The sequence below is a fragment of the Aquimarina megaterium XH134 genome (assembly GCF_000520975.1).
GTDB lineage: Bacteria > Bacteroidota > Bacteroidia > Flavobacteriales > Flavobacteriaceae > Aquimarina > Aquimarina megaterium.
Genome location: NZ_JACB01000001.1, coordinates 468,257 through 486,030 on the forward strand (window position 1 = coordinate 468,257; position 17,774 = coordinate 486,030).

General features: G+C 32.7%; 17 protein-coding genes. 10 read left to right on the top strand and 7 right to left on the bottom strand.

What is annotated here, in order from left to right; genetic code table 11:
* Positions 1-283: 283 nt before the first annotated feature.
* Together Z053_RS0102190 and Z053_RS0102195 are read left to right on the top strand one after the other, a co-directional pair.
* Positions 284-1,033: a DUF547 domain-containing protein gene (locus Z053_RS0102190; protein WP_025663394.1), complete on the top strand. Its 750-nt coding sequence runs from the start codon at positions 284-286 to the stop codon at positions 1,031-1,033.
* Between the two features lie 75 nt (positions 1,034-1,108).
* Positions 1,109-1,822: a TIGR04283 family arsenosugar biosynthesis glycosyltransferase gene (locus Z053_RS0102195; protein ID WP_035094623.1), complete on the top strand. Its 714-nt coding sequence runs from the start codon at positions 1,109-1,111 to the stop codon at positions 1,820-1,822.
* Here the strand turns inward: Z053_RS0102195 and Z053_RS0102200 are convergent.
* The 3 genes from Z053_RS0102200 to Z053_RS0102210 form a co-directional block, all read right to left on the bottom strand.
* Positions 1,812-2,297 carry a hypothetical protein gene (locus Z053_RS0102200; RefSeq protein WP_035094624.1) on the bottom strand — a complete coding sequence of 162 codons (486 nt, stop codon included), beginning with the start codon at positions 2,295-2,297 and terminating at the stop codon, positions 1,812-1,814. The genes Z053_RS0102195 and Z053_RS0102200 overlap by 11 nt on opposite strands.
* 162 nt (positions 2,298-2,459) lie before the next feature.
* Positions 2,460-3,437, bottom strand: a complete 978-nt coding sequence (locus Z053_RS0102205; RefSeq protein WP_025663397.1) for an alpha/beta fold hydrolase — start codon at positions 3,435-3,437, stop codon at positions 2,460-2,462.
* A gap of 173 nt (positions 3,438-3,610) precedes the next feature.
* A complete protein-coding gene (locus tag Z053_RS0102210; protein ID WP_025663398.1) occupies positions 3,611-4,024 on the bottom strand; it encodes a nuclear transport factor 2 family protein in 414 nt (137 codons plus the stop codon).
* A 300-nt stretch (positions 4,025-4,324) separates the two neighbouring features.
* Between Z053_RS0102210 and Z053_RS0102215 the strand changes: the two genes are divergently transcribed.
* Entirely contained in the window at positions 4,325-4,525 is a 201-nt protein-coding gene (locus Z053_RS0102215; protein ID WP_152538245.1) for a hypothetical protein, read from the top strand.
* A gap of 77 nt (positions 4,526-4,602) precedes the next feature.
* On the opposite strand, the gene Z053_RS0102220 is transcribed toward Z053_RS0102215, so the two are convergent.
* The 4 genes from Z053_RS0102220 to Z053_RS0102235 form a co-directional block, all read right to left on the bottom strand.
* Entirely contained in the window at positions 4,603-5,862 is a 1,260-nt protein-coding gene (locus Z053_RS0102220) for a POTRA domain-containing protein (RefSeq protein ID WP_025663400.1), read from the bottom strand.
* Complete coding sequence (locus tag Z053_RS0102225; protein WP_025663401.1) at positions 5,859-6,860, bottom strand: glycoside hydrolase family 113; 1,002 nt, start codon at positions 6,858-6,860, stop codon at positions 5,859-5,861. Before Z053_RS0102225 ends, Z053_RS0102220 begins: the two co-directional genes overlap by 4 nt.
* 43 nt (positions 6,861-6,903) lie before the next feature.
* Positions 6,904-7,818: a hypothetical protein gene (locus Z053_RS0102230; RefSeq protein ID WP_025663402.1), complete on the bottom strand. Its 915-nt coding sequence runs from the start codon at positions 7,816-7,818 to the stop codon at positions 6,904-6,906.
* Positions 7,819-7,924: 106 nt separating this feature from the next.
* A complete protein-coding gene (locus Z053_RS0102235; RefSeq protein WP_025663403.1) occupies positions 7,925-8,635 on the bottom strand; it encodes a DUF547 domain-containing protein in 711 nt (236 codons plus the stop codon).
* A gap of 249 nt (positions 8,636-8,884) precedes the next feature.
* On the opposite strand from Z053_RS0102235, the gene Z053_RS0102240 reads away from it, so the two are divergent.
* The 7 genes from Z053_RS0102240 to Z053_RS0102270 all read left to right on the top strand — a co-directional run bounded on the left by Z053_RS0102240 (position 8,885) and on the right by Z053_RS0102270 (position 17,773).
* Entirely contained in the window at positions 8,885-10,150 is a 1,266-nt protein-coding gene (locus Z053_RS0102240; RefSeq protein ID WP_035094626.1) for a T9SS type A sorting domain-containing protein, read from the top strand.
* Positions 10,151-10,592: 442 nt separating this feature from the next.
* Positions 10,593-11,894, top strand: a complete 1,302-nt coding sequence (locus Z053_RS0102245) for an NAD(P)/FAD-dependent oxidoreductase (RefSeq protein WP_025663405.1) — start codon at positions 10,593-10,595, stop codon at positions 11,892-11,894.
* Between the two features lie 78 nt (positions 11,895-11,972).
* Positions 11,973-13,574, top strand: a complete 1,602-nt coding sequence (locus Z053_RS0102250) for a 4Fe-4S binding protein (protein WP_025663406.1) — start codon at positions 11,973-11,975, stop codon at positions 13,572-13,574.
* Between the two features lie 154 nt (positions 13,575-13,728).
* Entirely contained in the window at positions 13,729-14,211 is a 483-nt protein-coding gene (locus tag Z053_RS0102255; RefSeq protein ID WP_025663407.1) for a toxin-antitoxin system YwqK family antitoxin, read from the top strand.
* Positions 14,212-14,904 carry a glycosyltransferase family 2 protein gene (locus Z053_RS0102260; RefSeq protein WP_025663408.1) on the top strand — a complete coding sequence of 231 codons (693 nt, stop codon included), beginning with the start codon at positions 14,212-14,214 and terminating at the stop codon, positions 14,902-14,904.
* Positions 14,904-16,376 carry a cellulose synthase family protein gene (locus Z053_RS0102265; protein WP_025663409.1) on the top strand — a complete coding sequence of 491 codons (1,473 nt, stop codon included), beginning with the start codon at positions 14,904-14,906 and terminating at the stop codon, positions 16,374-16,376. The genes Z053_RS0102260 and Z053_RS0102265 overlap by 1 nt, the downstream gene beginning before the upstream one ends.
* Positions 16,376-17,773, top strand: coding sequence for a mannosyltransferase (locus Z053_RS0102270; RefSeq protein WP_152538246.1), 1,398 nt, complete (start codon positions 16,376-16,378; stop codon positions 17,771-17,773). The genes Z053_RS0102265 and Z053_RS0102270 overlap by 1 nt, the downstream gene beginning before the upstream one ends.
* The last annotated feature ends 1 nt before the right edge of the window (position 17,774 follow it).

The window sequence follows — 17,774 nt, forward strand, 5'->3', positions numbered from 1 at the left end:
GTTAAAATTTACCTAAAAAACCTTAATCTAATACTGGCAGAGCTACTCTAGTTATTTAAAAAACCAATATTATCATTAATCACTAATAATCAGGTGTTTAAATTCTATTTTTTAATCACGAACTACCTCTTCTCTTTATACTTTATACTTCTAATCATTCTCCCAAAAATCAGCTAAAACTAAATTTTAACTGTAAGTTCATTTCCTGATTCTCTACTAAAAACATAGATTTTAAAAAAAGAGTTGATAAAAATTAAATAATAACCATCTAAAACCTAAAAAAATGAAAGCTCCAAAAATTATAATAATACTATTCGCAATATTATCTTTAAATCAGATTCAATCACAAAACAGTTTTGATCACACCATTTGGGATCAAGCATTACTACTAAATGTATCTGATGATGGAAAAGTGGATTATAATGGTTTTATGAGAGACAGTTCTCAATTATACCGATATTTTAAACAACTTTCTGATAATCCGCCTCAAGAAAATTGGACAAGAGAAGAGAAATTAGCGTATTGGATTAATGCTTACAATGCTTATACTATAAAACTTGTTATAGATAGTTACCCATTAAAAAGTATCAAAGATCTTGAAGATCCCTGGGGTAAAAAATTCTTCAAAATTGATGGAGTATGGTATAGTTTGGGTGAGTTAGAACACAAGATTCTAAGAAAATTTGGGGATCCAAGAATCCACTTTGCCATTAATTGTGCTTCGATTTCTTGCCCTGTGGTATGGAACAGAGCTTATACTGCAGACAACCTTAATAGTGCTTTGGATAGCCAAACTGAAAAATTTATTAATGATCCTACCCGAAACACAATTACAAAAGACAAAGTCATAGTTTCGAAAATATTTAGCTGGTATAAAAGAGACTTTAAAGTAAATGGAGGTGATGTTAAGGATTTTATTAACAGATATGCTGCAATAAAAATTGAAAAACAACCAAAGAAAGGGTATAAAGAATACAACTGGGGATTAAATGAACAGTCAAAAGATTATCCTTCGGCAGTTGTACTAGATTAAAAACAAAAAGAGAATAAAGAATATGATTGGAGCTTAAATGAGTAAATTTACAGTATAATCGAATTCTTAGTAAAATTGAAAATATCTATTATTATCCCCATTTTAAACGAGGCAGAAACAATTAGTCGTTTGATTTCTCACTTAATTAGATCTTGTGATACTAAAGAAAATATAAAAGAAATTATTATTGTAGATGGTGGTAGTGATGATGATTCTCGAGATATTGTAAATACCATAATAAAGAACGAATCAACTTTGATTAGGCTTCTTACATCAAAAAAGGGTCGTGCCAAACAATTAAATACGGGAGGTAATGCTGCAAAAGGTGATATTCTGTACTTTCTTCATGCAGACTCTTTCCCTCCGCAAGGTTTTGATAATGATATCATAACAGAGGTTAAGAAAGGAAATAATGCAGGTTGTTTTAGAATGAAATTTGATTCTAATCATTGGTGGCTGCGTTTTCTGGGGTGGTTAACACAATTTAAAAGTAAACGATGTCGAGGTGGTGATCAGAGTCAATTTATAACCTCAACGCTGTTTCAACAAATCGAAGGTTATGATGAATCTTTTATCGTTTATGAAGATAATGACCTTGTCGACCGACTGTTTGCCATCAAACAGTTTGTAATCATCCCTAAATACGTGATTACTTCTGCCAGACGTTATGAAGAGATTGGTGTCTGGCGTTTGCAATATCACTTTTTGAATATTCATATGCGAAAATGGATGGGAGCTTCTTCTGAAGATTTATATCGGTACTATAAAGAAAAGGTTGTTAATCTATAACTCTTAGTTCTTCAATAGTATTGGTAATCTTATTTTTAAACACTACGATTTCTGTACTTTGATCTTCTGTATTATCTACATCGATGTTATATTTCTTTATTTTTCCATCAGACATTTGTACTACTAAATAAAATGCTCCCTGATCTACGCAATCTGGGCACCCATATGCCTTGCCAGTTCCATTTTTTAATTCATCAGGAATACTGGATAATAATGAATTATATTTTTCGAATACTTCTCTAGAATACACAAAAGAGTTTTTAAATGTAAAGTCGTTGGTGTAGTGCTTTACAGTAGTATCTTTTGTTATTTTTTCTGTATCTATTTTAAATACAGTAAAACAATTTTCAAGGCATTCTCCAGCATATTTGCCAAAAACTAAAGATTCAATAGTATTTTCTGTAGTATCATCATCGTTATTGCAGGACAAAAACAAAAAAGTGAAGGAAATTAAAATAAGGTAAAACGATTTCATCTGTATATATTTTTATACTTAGTAGATAACAGACATAAAAAATGGTTGCGTATACCCAAATACCAAAATTAGAATTAAATAGCACTACATACAACAGAAAAAAACGACTTTTATATTAACCTATATAAAAGTCGTTTTGCATCGTTTATTGATTTAAGCACTTTACTTAATGTTATTTTTCTTTAAAAAATTAAGAATATAACCTGCTATTTCATCCCCTTTTTCTTCTAGTGCAAAATGCCCAGTATCTAATAAATGAAATTCTATATTTTTTAAATCTCTTTTATAGGGATATGCACCTTCTGCCGGAAAAATATCGTCATTTTTACCCCAAACAATTAATGTGGGTGGTTGGTAATCCCGTAAGTATTTTTGCCACTTAGGGTATAGCGAAATATTGGTTCTGTAATCATAAAACATAGCTAATTGAATCTCATTATTCTCTTTTCTTGTTAAATGCTGCAAATCAATTTCCCAGCTATCAGGACTAATCTTATTAACCTCTTTAACACCATGAGTATATTGCCACTTTAATCCCTCTATGCTATGAAAACCTTCTAAAGCTTTACCATTTTTAATCGATGGGTCATTCCAGTATGTTTTAAGAGGATCCCAAAACTCTCTAATACCTTCATTGTATGCATTACCGTTCTGAATGATTAGTGACTCTATACGGTTAGGGTATTTAGAAGCAATTCTAAACCCTACAGGAGCACCATAGTCCATAAGGTAGATACTAAACTTCTTTACTTCCAGTGTAGTCAAAAAACCTTCAATAATAGTAGCCATATTATCAAAAGTATAGTCAAATTCTGATAGTAATGGTTGTTCCGACCTTCCGTATCCTGGGTAATCTGGCGCCAAAATATGATAATCATCTGCAAGATCAACAATTAGATTTCTAAACATATGGGATGACGTGGGGTACCCATGCAACAATAGAATGGTAGGTTTATTTTTTGTCCCCGCTTCTCTATAAAATATATCCAATCCATGTACTTCAACAGTTTTATATAGTGTTGATATATGTCGTGATTTAGTATCCTTGTTTTCCGTTTCTAAATTCTTCGTAAAAGAATACATTGTTAGTGTAATCATTGCAAATACCGCAATTCCTAATGTGATTTTTATTGTTCTCATGATTCTAAAAGTGTAATGTTAGTAATTCAATTTAATTACCGAACGTTCGGTAATTTTATTATATAAAAAAATAATACAGTTACTATTTTTTTCTTTTCTGTTGTATTTTAACGAGTTCTATGTTCGTTTAGGTAATCCGCCAAGATAAATTTTGTTTCTTGCTGAGATAATTTCTAAATATACTTTCTCTCCTCTTTGGTTATAGCAATATCATTAATACTTGCATATCTCTTTTTCATTAAACCGTTTACATCAAATTCCCACATTTCATTTCCATATGCTCTATACCAATCTCCTGTTTTATTCTCATACTCATATTCGAATCTTACCGCTATGCGATTATCTGTATGTGCCCAATACTCTTTCTTTAATGTATAGGTGAGTTCTTTTTCCCATTTTTGGGTAAGAAACCCAACGATTTTATTTCTTCCTTTCAGAAACTGATCTCTGTTTCTCCATTCGCTATCTATAGTATAGGCCAGACTAACTTTTTCTGGATCTTTTGTGTTCCAGGCATCTTCTGCCATTTGTACTTTTTGTCTTGCTGTTTCTTCTGAAAAAGGAGGTAGTGGAAATTTCTGTTCCATAACAATTCGGGTTTTGGTGTTTATAATTTTCTATGACTAAACTTTGTATTTAACTTCTAATGAGAGTACAAATATAGAAACATATAGTTTTTTACCAAACGTTCGGTAAATAATTAACTTCTTTTTAACGAATAGGTGTGTATGGGTACAAAAAGGCGATTATGAATAAAAAATTTACTTCTTTTAAAAGCTAAATATAACCTTAAGCCAATAATGACATTAAAAAAATTCTTGCAAGAATAGACATAAACCTGAATGTCTCTAATTGTTCAGGAAAATTATATTTTTAAAACCTTAATTATGTTAAAAAACATTTTGAATTTAAGCGGTGCTCAAAGACTTAGTAAAGATGAGCAACAATCTGTTCATGGGGGTCGTCGAGTAGGAAATTGCCCAACATATCCTCCCGAAATATGCACCTTTTGTGGTGGTGGTTCATTGCCTAATGGTTGTTGTAAGGGATCTCCTATAGTACATCAATGCTTAAGTGATTTTCTTTAATCATTTATACTATTAACTCAATAGGGTTTGGTTTATTTAAAGTCAAACCCTTTATTATATTGGATAAGCCCAGGTTGTTAAAAATATTGCCCGATACCAAATACAAATCCTTTGGTAGCGTCGTCTGTAACTCCATGCCCGTAATCAATTCTAAAAATGGCATTAAAAATTCGTTTATGCATAAGACGTAAACCCACACCTGGATATATTCTAAAATTTTGAGAATCTCCAAAATCTCCAAAATCTCCTCCGGGATTACGCCAGCTTCCTCCGTCTACGAAGACATTGCTTTGCAATACAAACCAATCTTTCTCATACAATGTGTGTCTATACTCGGTATTAAGGACAATCACTCCTGTTCCTCGATCAATAGTGTTACCAACTCCTCTAATATTAAGATTATTATCTACCGCAAACGGCGCAAATGGAGAATCATCATTGCTTGCTAATCCTAATCGTAACCTGGAAGACCAATTTCCTTTTTTACCTATTCTTTTATGGTATAAAAAATCATTCCACCCGATAAGAAAATCGGGCAAGACGTTTTCGGTACTCACCACATATTGTGCATTTAATGTGCTTTTAAATCCCGATACATATTGGTAATCATAATCCAGGTTATCGTATTCGTATATTAGTTTATATAATAGCTTATTAACATCAAAATCTTGCGGTATTCCTACTTCGGTAGCACCACGTTTGTATGTATAATCTTCATTAAAGTAATTCACACCCAACTCAATACGATTCTGAAGATTAAATTGATATAACCCTAATACTTCATACGAGGTATTGTTATACTTATAATCTGCAGTACCATTTTCTAGAAACACGGGTTCTTCGGTAGTAAGATTACTATAATTAAAGGCTATTCCTAATTTCTTACTAAATAAAAATGGCGCTCTTAGATTTGCTCCATAAGAGCTATAAATATCATTTTGATACAATCCTCCCAAAACTATATTTTGGCCAAATAAATTAAACTCATATAATCCTACTCTAAAAGCGAACTCATCATTATTGGTTGTATAGAGATTGGCAGAAGGAATGATCGTAAAATTCTCTTCTATTCCATAAACTACCTCATAGCCTTCTTCCTTCTCATAAACCTCATAATAGGCATGTGCTATAGAAGGTAATCTTTTTAGTCTTTTAATATCTCCCTCAATCTCTAAAGAATCCAGGGCTTTTCCTTGCTCAATATTGGTGAGTTTTGTGATAGCCGAGGTTCTGGTCTTCTTATTTCCTTGTATACGAATTTCGGAAACCACTTTGTTTTGCCCAAAAGCAACACAAGTGGTAAAAAATATGAAAAAAACTAGTCTAGAAAAATTCATTTTTTTGTTGAGTAAAACTCTTTTATTAGTTGTTCTGAAGGTTTATTTTGTATCGTAAATCGATTATTACGTTCTCCTCCAACTTTACTGTGATTATGGTACCATTTCCAAAGAAATCCTCCTGCGAACCAAGGTTCATTCCAGAATTCCTGATACAAAGCGGTCAATGCATTATTTTGCCCTTCGAGATCAACTTTACCATCAAAACGGCTAGAATCCCAGGGCTCTTTCCCTGTAAAATGAACACTTCGATAACCGTATTCTGTAAATAAAACAGGTTTCTTCATTTTGGTTTGTACTGTGATAATATCATTTTTATGTTTTTGCCATCCTTCCTTAAGCTCTTCTACCGTTGGTGTTTTACTTTGAGAAATTGGGAAATAGGCATCTACACCTATATAATCCAATTGTTCCCAAAAGGGTGCTTTATCAAACTGATCCCAGTTTTCTGCATAGGTTAATTCTCCTTTATAAACCGATCGTATTTTAGTAATCAATTGATTCCAAAACTCGGGTCTTGTCTGAACAAATGTATGCAACTCTGTACCGATACAAAGTATAGGAACCTGCATTTCTTCTGCCAATACTGCATAAAGCAGTATAAAATCCTCGTATGATTTTTCGAGTGTTTTCCAGTCTTTTTCAGATTTCATACTGATATTTCCTGTAAACTCTCCTCTCCACACCCAAATTTGAGGTTTTAGCATCACCTTAATCCCTCTATCATGCAATAATTCAATTGTTTTTTTGGCTCCATCTCTTCGCTCTCCCCACCATTGTCTCTCGATATTAAAAACTACAGTCGGGGTCTCCAAATTTTTTATAAATCCAAAAGGCATCACTGCAGCCCAATTGGCATTGACTTCTACAACAGGTTCAATCTCTGCAGCAGTAATCTCCTCTGGAGCACCTACAAAACTAACTCCATTAATCTTAGGTCCTTGCCCAGAACACGTACAAAAAATAAAGGCTAACAACAGTAGAAAAATATTTTTCATGTTCTCTTTTTACTGCTGAAAATACAATTTTTATACTAGTATTCTAGAATAATGCTCTTAAACCTAAACTAAATGTCTGCCCTAATCCCTGAAAATTATTTCCTCTAACAATCTTACCAAAAGACGCTTCCAGGTTAAGAACTTTAGTAAGCTGGTATTTACCTCCAAATCCTAACTGTGTATAATCCTGATCAAAATCATTTCCTAAATCAAACAAAAAAGCCTGCTGGGCATTTACAAAAACTGTAGATTTCGAGCTTGGGAAATAACTCAAAAAAGCACTTAATGGTACAAACAAACTATTATTTGCAAATCGCTCTGATATATTTTCGCTAGCTGGATCAGCATCTACTGACTTTTCTCCAAAATTATATCCGAAATCTGCTTCTGTAAAAATCTGCCATTTGTTACCTCCAAAGGTTTTATCATAGAAAAACTTAGTCTCCCAGAAAAAACTTCTTTTATCTAAATAAGGTGCATTTGGAACATCTTCAAACACAGGGATAAAAAACGAACTGGTAAAAGAAAAATTTGCTACATTTTTAAAAGGTTGTATTCTTATTGACGGTGCAATTGTGGTAAGTCCACTTCTGGCATCTGTAGTATTATCTTTAAAACTCAATGCTTCCAATGCTCCTGCTCCTCCGTAAGTATTTGCTCTAACCTGAAAAATAAGCCCAACATTCACTCTCGAATTTTTACTAATTCCTGTAAATATTTCAGTAGTATTGGTAAAAAAAGTTTGTCTATCTATAGTTACCGATTTAGATCCCGAGTCGGTTTGTTCTGTTTGCGTATATATGCTATTAAAAAACTTAATATCCCATTGTCCTTTCTTTAAAAGTTTTGAAGGTGTAAACTCCTGGATATTTGATTTTCCTGAATCCTCGTCCTGTGCAAATCCTATAGTCAGAATAAAAAGGCTTATTGTTGTTATTAGTATTCTTTTGGTTTTCATTATTGCTTTTTTTTACATAAGTATCCTCCTTCAAAGTAGCTTTGATATAAAAAACTTTGATAAAAATTCTTATTTATTGTTAAAGATTATTTTGAAATAATTGTGATTATTTAATTTGATTTAAGCTCCAATCATAGGAGTAATATGATACTTTGGCTTTTGCCGGAATTTTCTCTTTTCGGAATTTATTTACAAAATCTACCTCTGATCCATTCTGAGTAAAATCTACCTTATACCATTCAAAAATTTGTGATAACTGTACTTTATTACCCTTTACTTTAATAAAATTGGGGTTATTTAAAGCTTTTACCGTTTGTCGTTGTAATTGATCTTCTAATGTTGACGGTTTATAAGCCGAAGGTATAATCGGAGGGCAACCCAGACCTGCACAAACTAACACAAAGTGAAATCGAGCTTCTTTAGGGAAATTTTTGCGAAGGATCTTATTTTCCAGATCATTAAGTGTTGTTTTTTTGCCTCCTAATGTATAGGTCGTTTTATCAAAAAAACCTTTAATATCTAATGGAGATTTTGTCGGATATTTATCTACTATCCCTTTTATTACTGCCAAGTTATACGCATTAATATAAAACGCCTGGTAGGTTTTAACGTCACTTGTCGTAACCTTTACATTTGAAGCTATTTTCAATAACTCTTCTAACGAAGATGGGTCTTTTTTTATGGTTTTATAATCAATTCTTCCGTTAGATACATAGGTTTTAAAAAAGCTATCTGCTTTAGTAAAAAATTCTGTACTACTTTGCGAAAACCCAAATTGAATTGAGAGAAGAACTAATAGAATTGTTATTTTTTTCATCCTTTACCTTTTTATCAGTGCTATCAAAAACTGAATTTATCGTATTTTAAATTGTTAAAATTTACCTTGGTAATGGGCATTCAGTCGAATGGAAAATCATCAACTTACAAACAATTTTAGATTTTATTTTTCTACACAACTTCCTAATTATAGGTATGAATGTGTCCTGATTCTTTTATAATCAAGAAATCAGGACATACATCGTCACCCACCTATCTAAATTCGCCGTTCAACAAAAAAACCAAAATCATGATCGTATTAACACAAAAAAAATGGATATGCAGTTGTATTGCATTAATAACACTTACCCTATCACTACAAGCTCAGGAAGTTATTATTCCTGATGCCCGATTTAAAAGAGCATTACTCGAAGATCATAATATTGACACCAATAATAATGGCAAAATAGAAGTTAGCGAAGCCCAGGCATATACACAGCATATATTTGTTTCTGGCAGTCAAGTATCTAACCTTATTGGTATTGAAGCTTTTAAAAATATTAATAGTTTATCAATTTGGAAAACTCGTATTAGAGAAATCGATCTTAGCAAAAACACAAAATTATTAGCATTATTTTTCTATAAAAACTATAAAGTAACCCGTTTAGATCTTAGCAAGAATACTAAATTAGAAAGTATAAGGTGTAACCGAAACAACCTAGAATCGCTAACAATCCTCAGCCGTAATTTGATCGAATTAAATTGTAGTAACAATAAGTTAAGCAAACTGTTTTTGCCAAATAGCAGGAAAGTACAAGAATTGAATTGTCGTAATAATAAGATAACCGAACTAAAACTAGGCAGACAAAAAGAATTAAAAACATTGTATTGTGAGCATAATAAACTAACACAATTAGATATAAGTAACAGTACTAAATTAGAGCATTTAAATTGTTCTTATAATAAATTAAAAAGCTTAAACACAAGTAAAAGCACTAAATTAATTTACTTAACACCTGCATTTAATAATCTAACAAGTCTAAATGTAAGTAAGAATACTAAATTGAAACAATTACGTTGTCATAGTAATAAGCTAAAGAGTTTAGATGTAAGTAAAAACACTACTTTGGAGATTTTAACATGTGCCAGTAATAATCTAACTAGCTTGATAGCATCCAATAACAGTAAATTAGATTATATGAATGCTCGATACAATTCTATTGATTGTATAGTAGGACATCCGGCAAATGGGGCTAATTGGTTAAAAGATCCTGAAACAGAATTTTGCCCAGAAAAAACCAGAGCAGCAAAAAAAGAAAATCTTCATCAAAAAGAGATAACAACCTATCCTAACCCGGTTCAAAATATACTGTATATACAAACTGGTCAGGTAGAAAAATCTCCTGTTACTATCGCTTTAACAGCATTAAACAATGCGAGAAGTAGTACCCAAAAACGTATCACAGATAACAAAGGTGTAGTTTCTATTGATATGAGTGCCTACAAAACAGGATTGTATACTATAAAAATAATAACCAAAGATCGAGTGATCACTCGTAAAATAGTAAAGCAATAAAAGAATACCCAAAAGTACTAATACCAAATTCAATTTGATATAAAATCCAGGGTAAACAAAAAAAGTAAAACTGCCTGAGAAGCTTTTTCTCAGGCAGTTTTTTATTTCATTAAAAACACATCCCTCCTGTTCGATATAAAGTGGCAACCCTTACAAAATCATCAGTTTTTAGATTCATTCTAAATTAATCCAACTATTTAAGTTCTTATATTTATATACGACTTACTGACCGAAGTGTTCACTTCTTAATGAAGTGATTTAAACTTTTTTGATTCTGGCGAAAAATAGCTGTTTTTTAATCAATTGAAGTGTTTTTTGCACTTCATAGCAGCGCTACGGAGTAATAAAAAGACAAAAATTGAGTGAAAAAGAGCATTTTTATAGCGAATTGAAAAAAGTTTAAATCACTTCAATAACTATTGACAACCAACAATTATCTTTTATGGAACACATTGCAATTATTGGAAATGGAATTTCGGGAGTTACTGCTGCCAGGCATATACGTAAAATGTCTGACAAAAAAATCACTATCATTTCTGCCGAGACCGAATATTTCTTTTCGCGTACTGCTCTTATGTACATTTATATGGGACATATGAAATTCGAACATACGCAACCTTACGAAAACTGGTTCTGGAAAAAAAACAGAATTGAACTTAAAAATGGTTTTGTTTCCGAAGTTAATCACCAGGCTAATGAGCTTGTATTTGCTAGTGGAGAAACTATGAGCTATGACAAACTGATTATTGCAGTAGGTTCTAAACCCAATAAATTTGGTTGGCCAGGTCAGGACCTTGATGGAGTGATGGGTATGTATCACAAACAAGACCTCGAAAATCTAGAAAAACATGCCCCAAATAATCAAGTATGCAAACGTGCCGTAATTGTTGGAGGAGGATTAATCGGTATCGAATTAGCAGAAATGCTTCATTCTCGTAATATACCAGTTACCTTTTTGGTACGCGAAAATAGTTTTTGGGATGCAGTCTTACCTGCTGGTGAAAGCGGAATGATTAATAGACATATCCAAAATCATCATATAGATCTTAGATTAGGTGTAAACTTAAAAGAAATAGTTGCTGATGATAACGGCAAAGTTAAAGCCGTAGTTGTACAAGAAACAGGAGAAGTTATTGATTGTAATGTTGTTGGGTTAACACCAGGTGTCTCTCCCAATGTAGATTTCTTAAAAGATTCTGGTATAGAACTGGGCAGAGGTGTAAAAGTGAATAGATTTCTCGAAACCAACATCCCCAACATTTATGCTATTGGTGATTGTGCAGAACAACATGAAGCTATAGGAAATCGACGCCCTATTGAAGCCGTTTGGTATACCGGTCGTATGATGGGAGAAACACTAGCACAGACTATTTGTGGAAATAAAACCGAATACAAACCGGGACATTGGTTTAATAGTGCAAAATTTCTTGATATCGAATATCAAACCTATGGTTGGGTATTTGGTAAACCCAAAGAATACGAACAACAGTTTCATTGGATACACGAGGATGATACCAAATGCATTACGGTATCCTATCATAAAGAAACCGCAGAATTTTTAGGAATCAATACATTCGGAATCAGAATGAGACACGAAGTTTTTGATCGCTGGCTTACAGAAAAAAGAGATGTGAATTATGTGATGCAGCATCTTGCAGAAGCCAATTTTGATCCAGAATTCTATTCGGTCTATGAGTCTGATATTCTTTCGGCTTATAAAAAATCACAGCTTCAAACCGCTTAAAAAATAAATTATAGACCTCACAGGTTTGTACTAAACTTGTTTTAATATTTCCTGTGAAGTCCGACTAAAATATATACGATGAGTAACAAATTAGATCATAGCATGTCTCTTGCAAACCCTAATACCAAAGGGGTTTCAATACAGCAAAAAATAGCTTTAGCCATAGGTTTGGTTGGGCTCTTTATTTTGGCTCTTGCCATTTTTAATACTAATTTCCCAAATCAGGGAGTGTTTCTAACCCTTTCCCTAGTATTAATTACAACAGGTACTATATTGTTTGCAAACGATATATACTTAAAAAAACTAGAAGGAATCAAAAATGATGGAGTCTGGTTTAAATCTATCTCTTCGCGAGGTATTTTGGGATGGCTCACAGGAGTAGGACTAACTGCTTTTTATATTGTATTATATTTTAAAGCAGAATTGCTTGGGTTAGGCACTAATGGTGAAGCCAATACTGGATTAGTAGCTTTATTCGATCCTCTAAGTAGAATTTTAAGTGGTAATCCCGCCAGCCAATGGTTTGTGTATGGAACTCTTTATACTATAGCAATTATTGCTTTTGGATATAAATTTATTCTAAAATACAGACACAATCGTTATCAACAGATACGAACTGTTTCGGTAATGTTTTTTCAACTTGGATTCGCATTCCTGATTCCAGAATTTATGGCACGATTAAACACAAGTCCAGATTATAACCTTCCTTATTATGATCTAAAAAGTGTATGGCCACTTAATTATTATTTATTTGATGGATGGTCTATCGATGGTCTTTTATCCTCACAAAACCTTGGACTGGGAATGTTAATTTTTGGAGTGGTATCTATCTTTGTAATAACTCCTATTTTAACCTACAAATTTGGAAAAAGATGGTATTGCTCATGGGTTTGCGGTTGTGGTGGATTAGCAGAGACGGCAGGAGATTCTTTCAGACAATTATCAAGTAAAAAAATGAGCGCCTGGAGAATAGAGCGTTGGTTAATACATACCGTTTTAGTCTTTTCTGTAGTGATGACCATAGCAATGATATATACATATCTGGGGAGTGATCCTAATAAATACTGGTTAACCCGAGGTACTTTTCTTGCTGGGGCAGTCACTTTTCTGACTCTTGTTTTTGCTGTAGTGATGATTTTTAAAAGAAAAGAGCTCGGTAAAGATGCCAGATATGGTGCGATCGGATACTTTGCAATTATAATTTCATTACTGGTGATGCATTATACCGGTACTACAAACGAAGTATTCTTTATTAAATCAGGGAGTCTTAGATCGGCCTATGGCTTATACATTGGTTCTATATTTTCTGGTGTTATCGGTACTGGTTTCTATCCTATTTTGGGTAACCGCGCCTGGTGTAGGTTTGGTTGTCCTATGGCGGCAATCCTTGGATTTCAACAACGTCTATTTTCTAGATTTAGAATTACCACCAATGGTGGGCAATGTATATCTTGTGGTAATTGCTCTACCTATTGCGAAATGGGAATTGATGTACGTTCCTATGCTCAAAAAGGTGAAAACATAGTACGATCCAGCTGTGTAGGTTGTGGGGTTTGTTCTGCAGTTTGCCCACGCGGAGTACTAAAGCTTGAAAATGATACACTAGATGGACGTATCAATTCTAATGAGATTTTATTAGGTAATGATGTAGACTTAATGGATTTTGTAAATAAAAAATAATTCTCGAATCAAATTGAGCTAGAATATTTACTAGACACAATAAAAGTCATATCCAGAATCTAACTCTGATATGGCTTTTTTTATCAAATAATTTTAAAAAAAATGTTAGTATGGATATTTGTTTTCGTCTAAGAGTCCATATAAAACTGTAACCATGATTCAAAAGCTTTGTATACTTTTAGTTATGTTTTCCTTCTCTGGAAATCAAATCATAGCTCAAAAAGAATATCATTATGAATATTATACTAATGGTGTACTTAAAGCTGAAGGGTGGAAATTAGGAGATCAAAAAGTAGATTTTTGGCATTTTTATCATCCTAATGGAAAAGTATTAAAAGAAGGGCATTTCAGAAATAATAAAAAAAATGGATACTGGTATTTTTACTCAGAAAACAGTAAATTATTGAAAGAAGGGCATTTTGTAAACGATAAAGCCGAGAAATGGTGGATTATTTACGATATTGCAGCCGAAATAACTCGAAAATATCAATATAAAAATAATAAAAAAGAAGGATACTGTCTATTGTACAAAAACAATAAACTTTTTAAAGCCGAACGCTATATCGATGATAAGAAGACCGGTGAATGGACTGATATTTTTAGTTTTAAAAGAGACAATCCTAACGCTTCCCTATAAATGCCTCCCATTATAAACGTAATCATACCTGCTTTTAACGAAGAAGATTCCATAGCACATGTAATCAAAGAAATACCTAATATCGTTTCTGAAGTTATTGTGGTAAGTAATAGCTCTACAGATCAAACCGAAAATGTTGCAAAAAAAGCAGGAGCAACAGTGTTGCAAGAAAAGCAAAAAGGATATGGTTATGCATGTCTGAAAGGGATGGAGTATATAGCATCAAAAGATGCTAAACCAGATATCATTGTATTTTTAGATGGTGACTATAGTGATTATCCTGCAGAGCTTACTCATATAGTTGCTCCTATAATAGAACAAAATGTTGATTTAGTTATTGGTTCTAGAGTCAAACACTTACGAGAATCTGGATCTATGACATTTCCTCAAATTTTCGGAAACTGGCTTGCTACAGGATTAATGAAACTTTTTTTTGGTGCAAAATTCACAGATCTCGGGCCTTTTAGAGCCATTAAGTATGAAAAACTATTAGCTCTTGAGATGGTTGATAAAACCTATGGTTGGACAGTAGAAATGCAATTAAAAGTGTTAAAGAAACGTTATAATTATACCGAAGTCCCAGTGCATTACAAAAAGAGAATTGGCGTCTCAAAAGTTTCAGGAACCATAAAAGGTGCTATATTTGCAGGCGTTAAGATTTTAAGTTGGATTTTTAAATATAGCTTTACGTAATGGATATTGCTATCATCATAACCTACACACTAGCCTTACTAATCATATTTATGTATAGTTTGGCACAGCTCAATCTGCTTTTCAACTATCTAAAGTCTCGAAAACAAGCTGATACTTCGCCAACTTTTGATTTTTCTAAAAAAGAAGAAATTCCGCATGTAACTGTTCAGCTACCAGTATTTAATGAACTATATGTAATGGATCGTTTACTGGATAACATTGCCGAACTTGATTACCCAAAAGATAAATTAGAGATTCAAGTATTGGATGATTCTACAGATGAGTCTGTTATTACTACAGCAAAACATATAGAAAAGCTGAAACAAACAGGCTTAGATATAAAACACATTTGTCGTAAAGACCGAACCGGATTTAAGGCCGGAGCCCTAAAAGAAGGACTTAAGATTGCCAAAGGTGAGTTTATAGCTATTTTTGATGCAGATTTTTTACCTGGTAAGAATTGGTTACTGCAAACTATCCCATATTTTAAAGATCAAAATATAGGTGTGGTACAAACCCGATGGGGGCATATTAATAGAGATTACTCGATGCTTACCAAAATTCAGGCATTCGCTTTGGATTTTCATTTTACTATGGAACAGGTAGGTCGTAATTATAAAGATCACTTCATTAATTTTAATGGTACAGCCGGTGTTTGGAGAAAAACTTGTATTGAAGATGCCGGAAACTGGCAAGGAGATACACTAACCGAAGACCTTGATCTAAGTTATAGGGCACAATTAAAAAAATGGAAGTTTAAATACTTAGAAGAAGTAGAAACTCCTGCAGAATTACCCGTGGTTATTAGTGCAGCCAGATCACAACAATTTAGATGGAATAAAGGTGCCGCAGAGAACTTCCAGAAGTTATACTGGAAAATGCTTAGAGATAAAACCGTTCCTTTTAAAACTAAGTTTCATAGCTTTTTTCACCTATTAAACAGTAGTATGTTCTTATTAGTATTATTGGTTGCTGTATTAAGCGTTCCGGTAATGTATATTAAGAATAGTAATCCATTATTTAGCTGGTATTTTAATGTCATTGCATTTTTTGCCTTAAGTACAGTTATATTTTTCTTTTGTTATTGGTTTACTTTTAAAAAGATTCATGGTAAAGGATTCTGGAATTTTATGGAATACATAAAAATGTTCTTTACCTTTTTCTCTATTGCAATGGGCTTCTCTGTTCATAATTCTATGGCAGTTCTCGAAGGGCATTTTGGGAAAAAGAGTGAATTTATACGTACTCCAAAATTTAATATCAATACTCTAAAAGATTCCTGGAAAGGAAATAAATATGTAAGCAAGAACATCTCTGGAAACACCATTATAGAAGCATTACTAATGGGATATTTTGGTTTTGCTTTATACAGTGCTTTTAAGCTTCAGGATTTTGGGTTATTCTTGTTTCACATTATGTTATTTCTTGGATTTGGATTTGTATTCTTTAAATCTGTAACGTCTAAATTTTAATGTTTCAGCAATGGAAACATAATCGATTTTCTATTCTCCTTATTGTTGCTGGTTTACTTTTTTACTGGAGTTTTTCTTATCAGTTAGAACGAACAGATTTTATTAAAATGATCAGTCTTTGGGCTGCTTTATTTTTTGTTTCTTATAAAATTATTCAACTCAATCCTGGTAATTGGAAACTACTGGCCATTACAGCATTATTATTTCGGATAGTTTTTTTGTTTGCTATACCTAATTTATCACAGGATTTTTATCGATTTATATGGGATGGACGTATGCTCCTCGAAGGTTTTAATCCTTACTTATCTCTTCCCGAGGTATGGATAGCGCAAGGAGATGCTCCAATTGCACAAGCACAAGAGCTGTATACTGGTATGGGCACACTTAACGGAAGCCATTATACCAATTACCCTCCCGTAAGTCAGTTTTGCTATTTTATTGCAGCTTTATTTGCCAGTAAAAGTATTTTGGGATCTGTAATGGTATTTAGAATACTTATCATTTTAGCAGATATCGGTACATTTTTCTTCGGAAGAAGATTATTACAATCATTTAATCTTCCCGAAAAAAGAATCTTCTGGTATATTCTTAATCCTTTTATCATTATAGAACTTACAGGTAATCTTCACTTTGAAGCTGTGATGGTATTTTTCATCATATGGTCATTATATCTTTTACATAAAGGCTATTGGTACTGGGCTGCTGTTGTTCTGGCACTTTCTGTTTCAGTGAAACTAATCCCTCTATTATTTTTACCTTTATTTTTTCAGAAATTTATTCTTAATAAACAAAAGAGTTTCAATACATCCAGTCTTACTATAGGATTGCCAAAATTAGTTGGCTTTTATAGTATCGTTATAGGCACATGTCTTCTAATTTTTGCTCCTTTCTTATCAGGAGAATTCTTAGCCAATTTCAGCAAAACAATCACCCTTTGGTTTCAGACTTTCGAATTTAATGCAAGTATTTACTTTATTATTCGCTGGATCGGATTTCAAGTTGTAGGATGGAATATTATTGAGACTACCGGTAAAATTTTACCTCTGGTAGTTATAGTAATTCTTTTAGGGTTAACCTTCTTTAAAAACAACAGAAGCACTCCGCAACTAATTACAGGTATGCTTTTAGGGATTTGCATCTACTATTTCTTATCGACTACAGTGCATCCCTGGTATATTGCTGTACCATTATCACTTTGTGTATTTACAAATTACAGGTTTCCTATTATTTGGTCTTTTGTGGTTATTTTTAGTTATACCGCGTATCTTCATCCTGATTTTAAAGAAAACCTATGGATGGTAGGACTTGAGTATCTTTTTGTTTTTACTATCTTTAGTAAAGAGATTATAAAGGCCTATCAAAACAGAATCCATAATACATTAGAAAACAACTCATAAA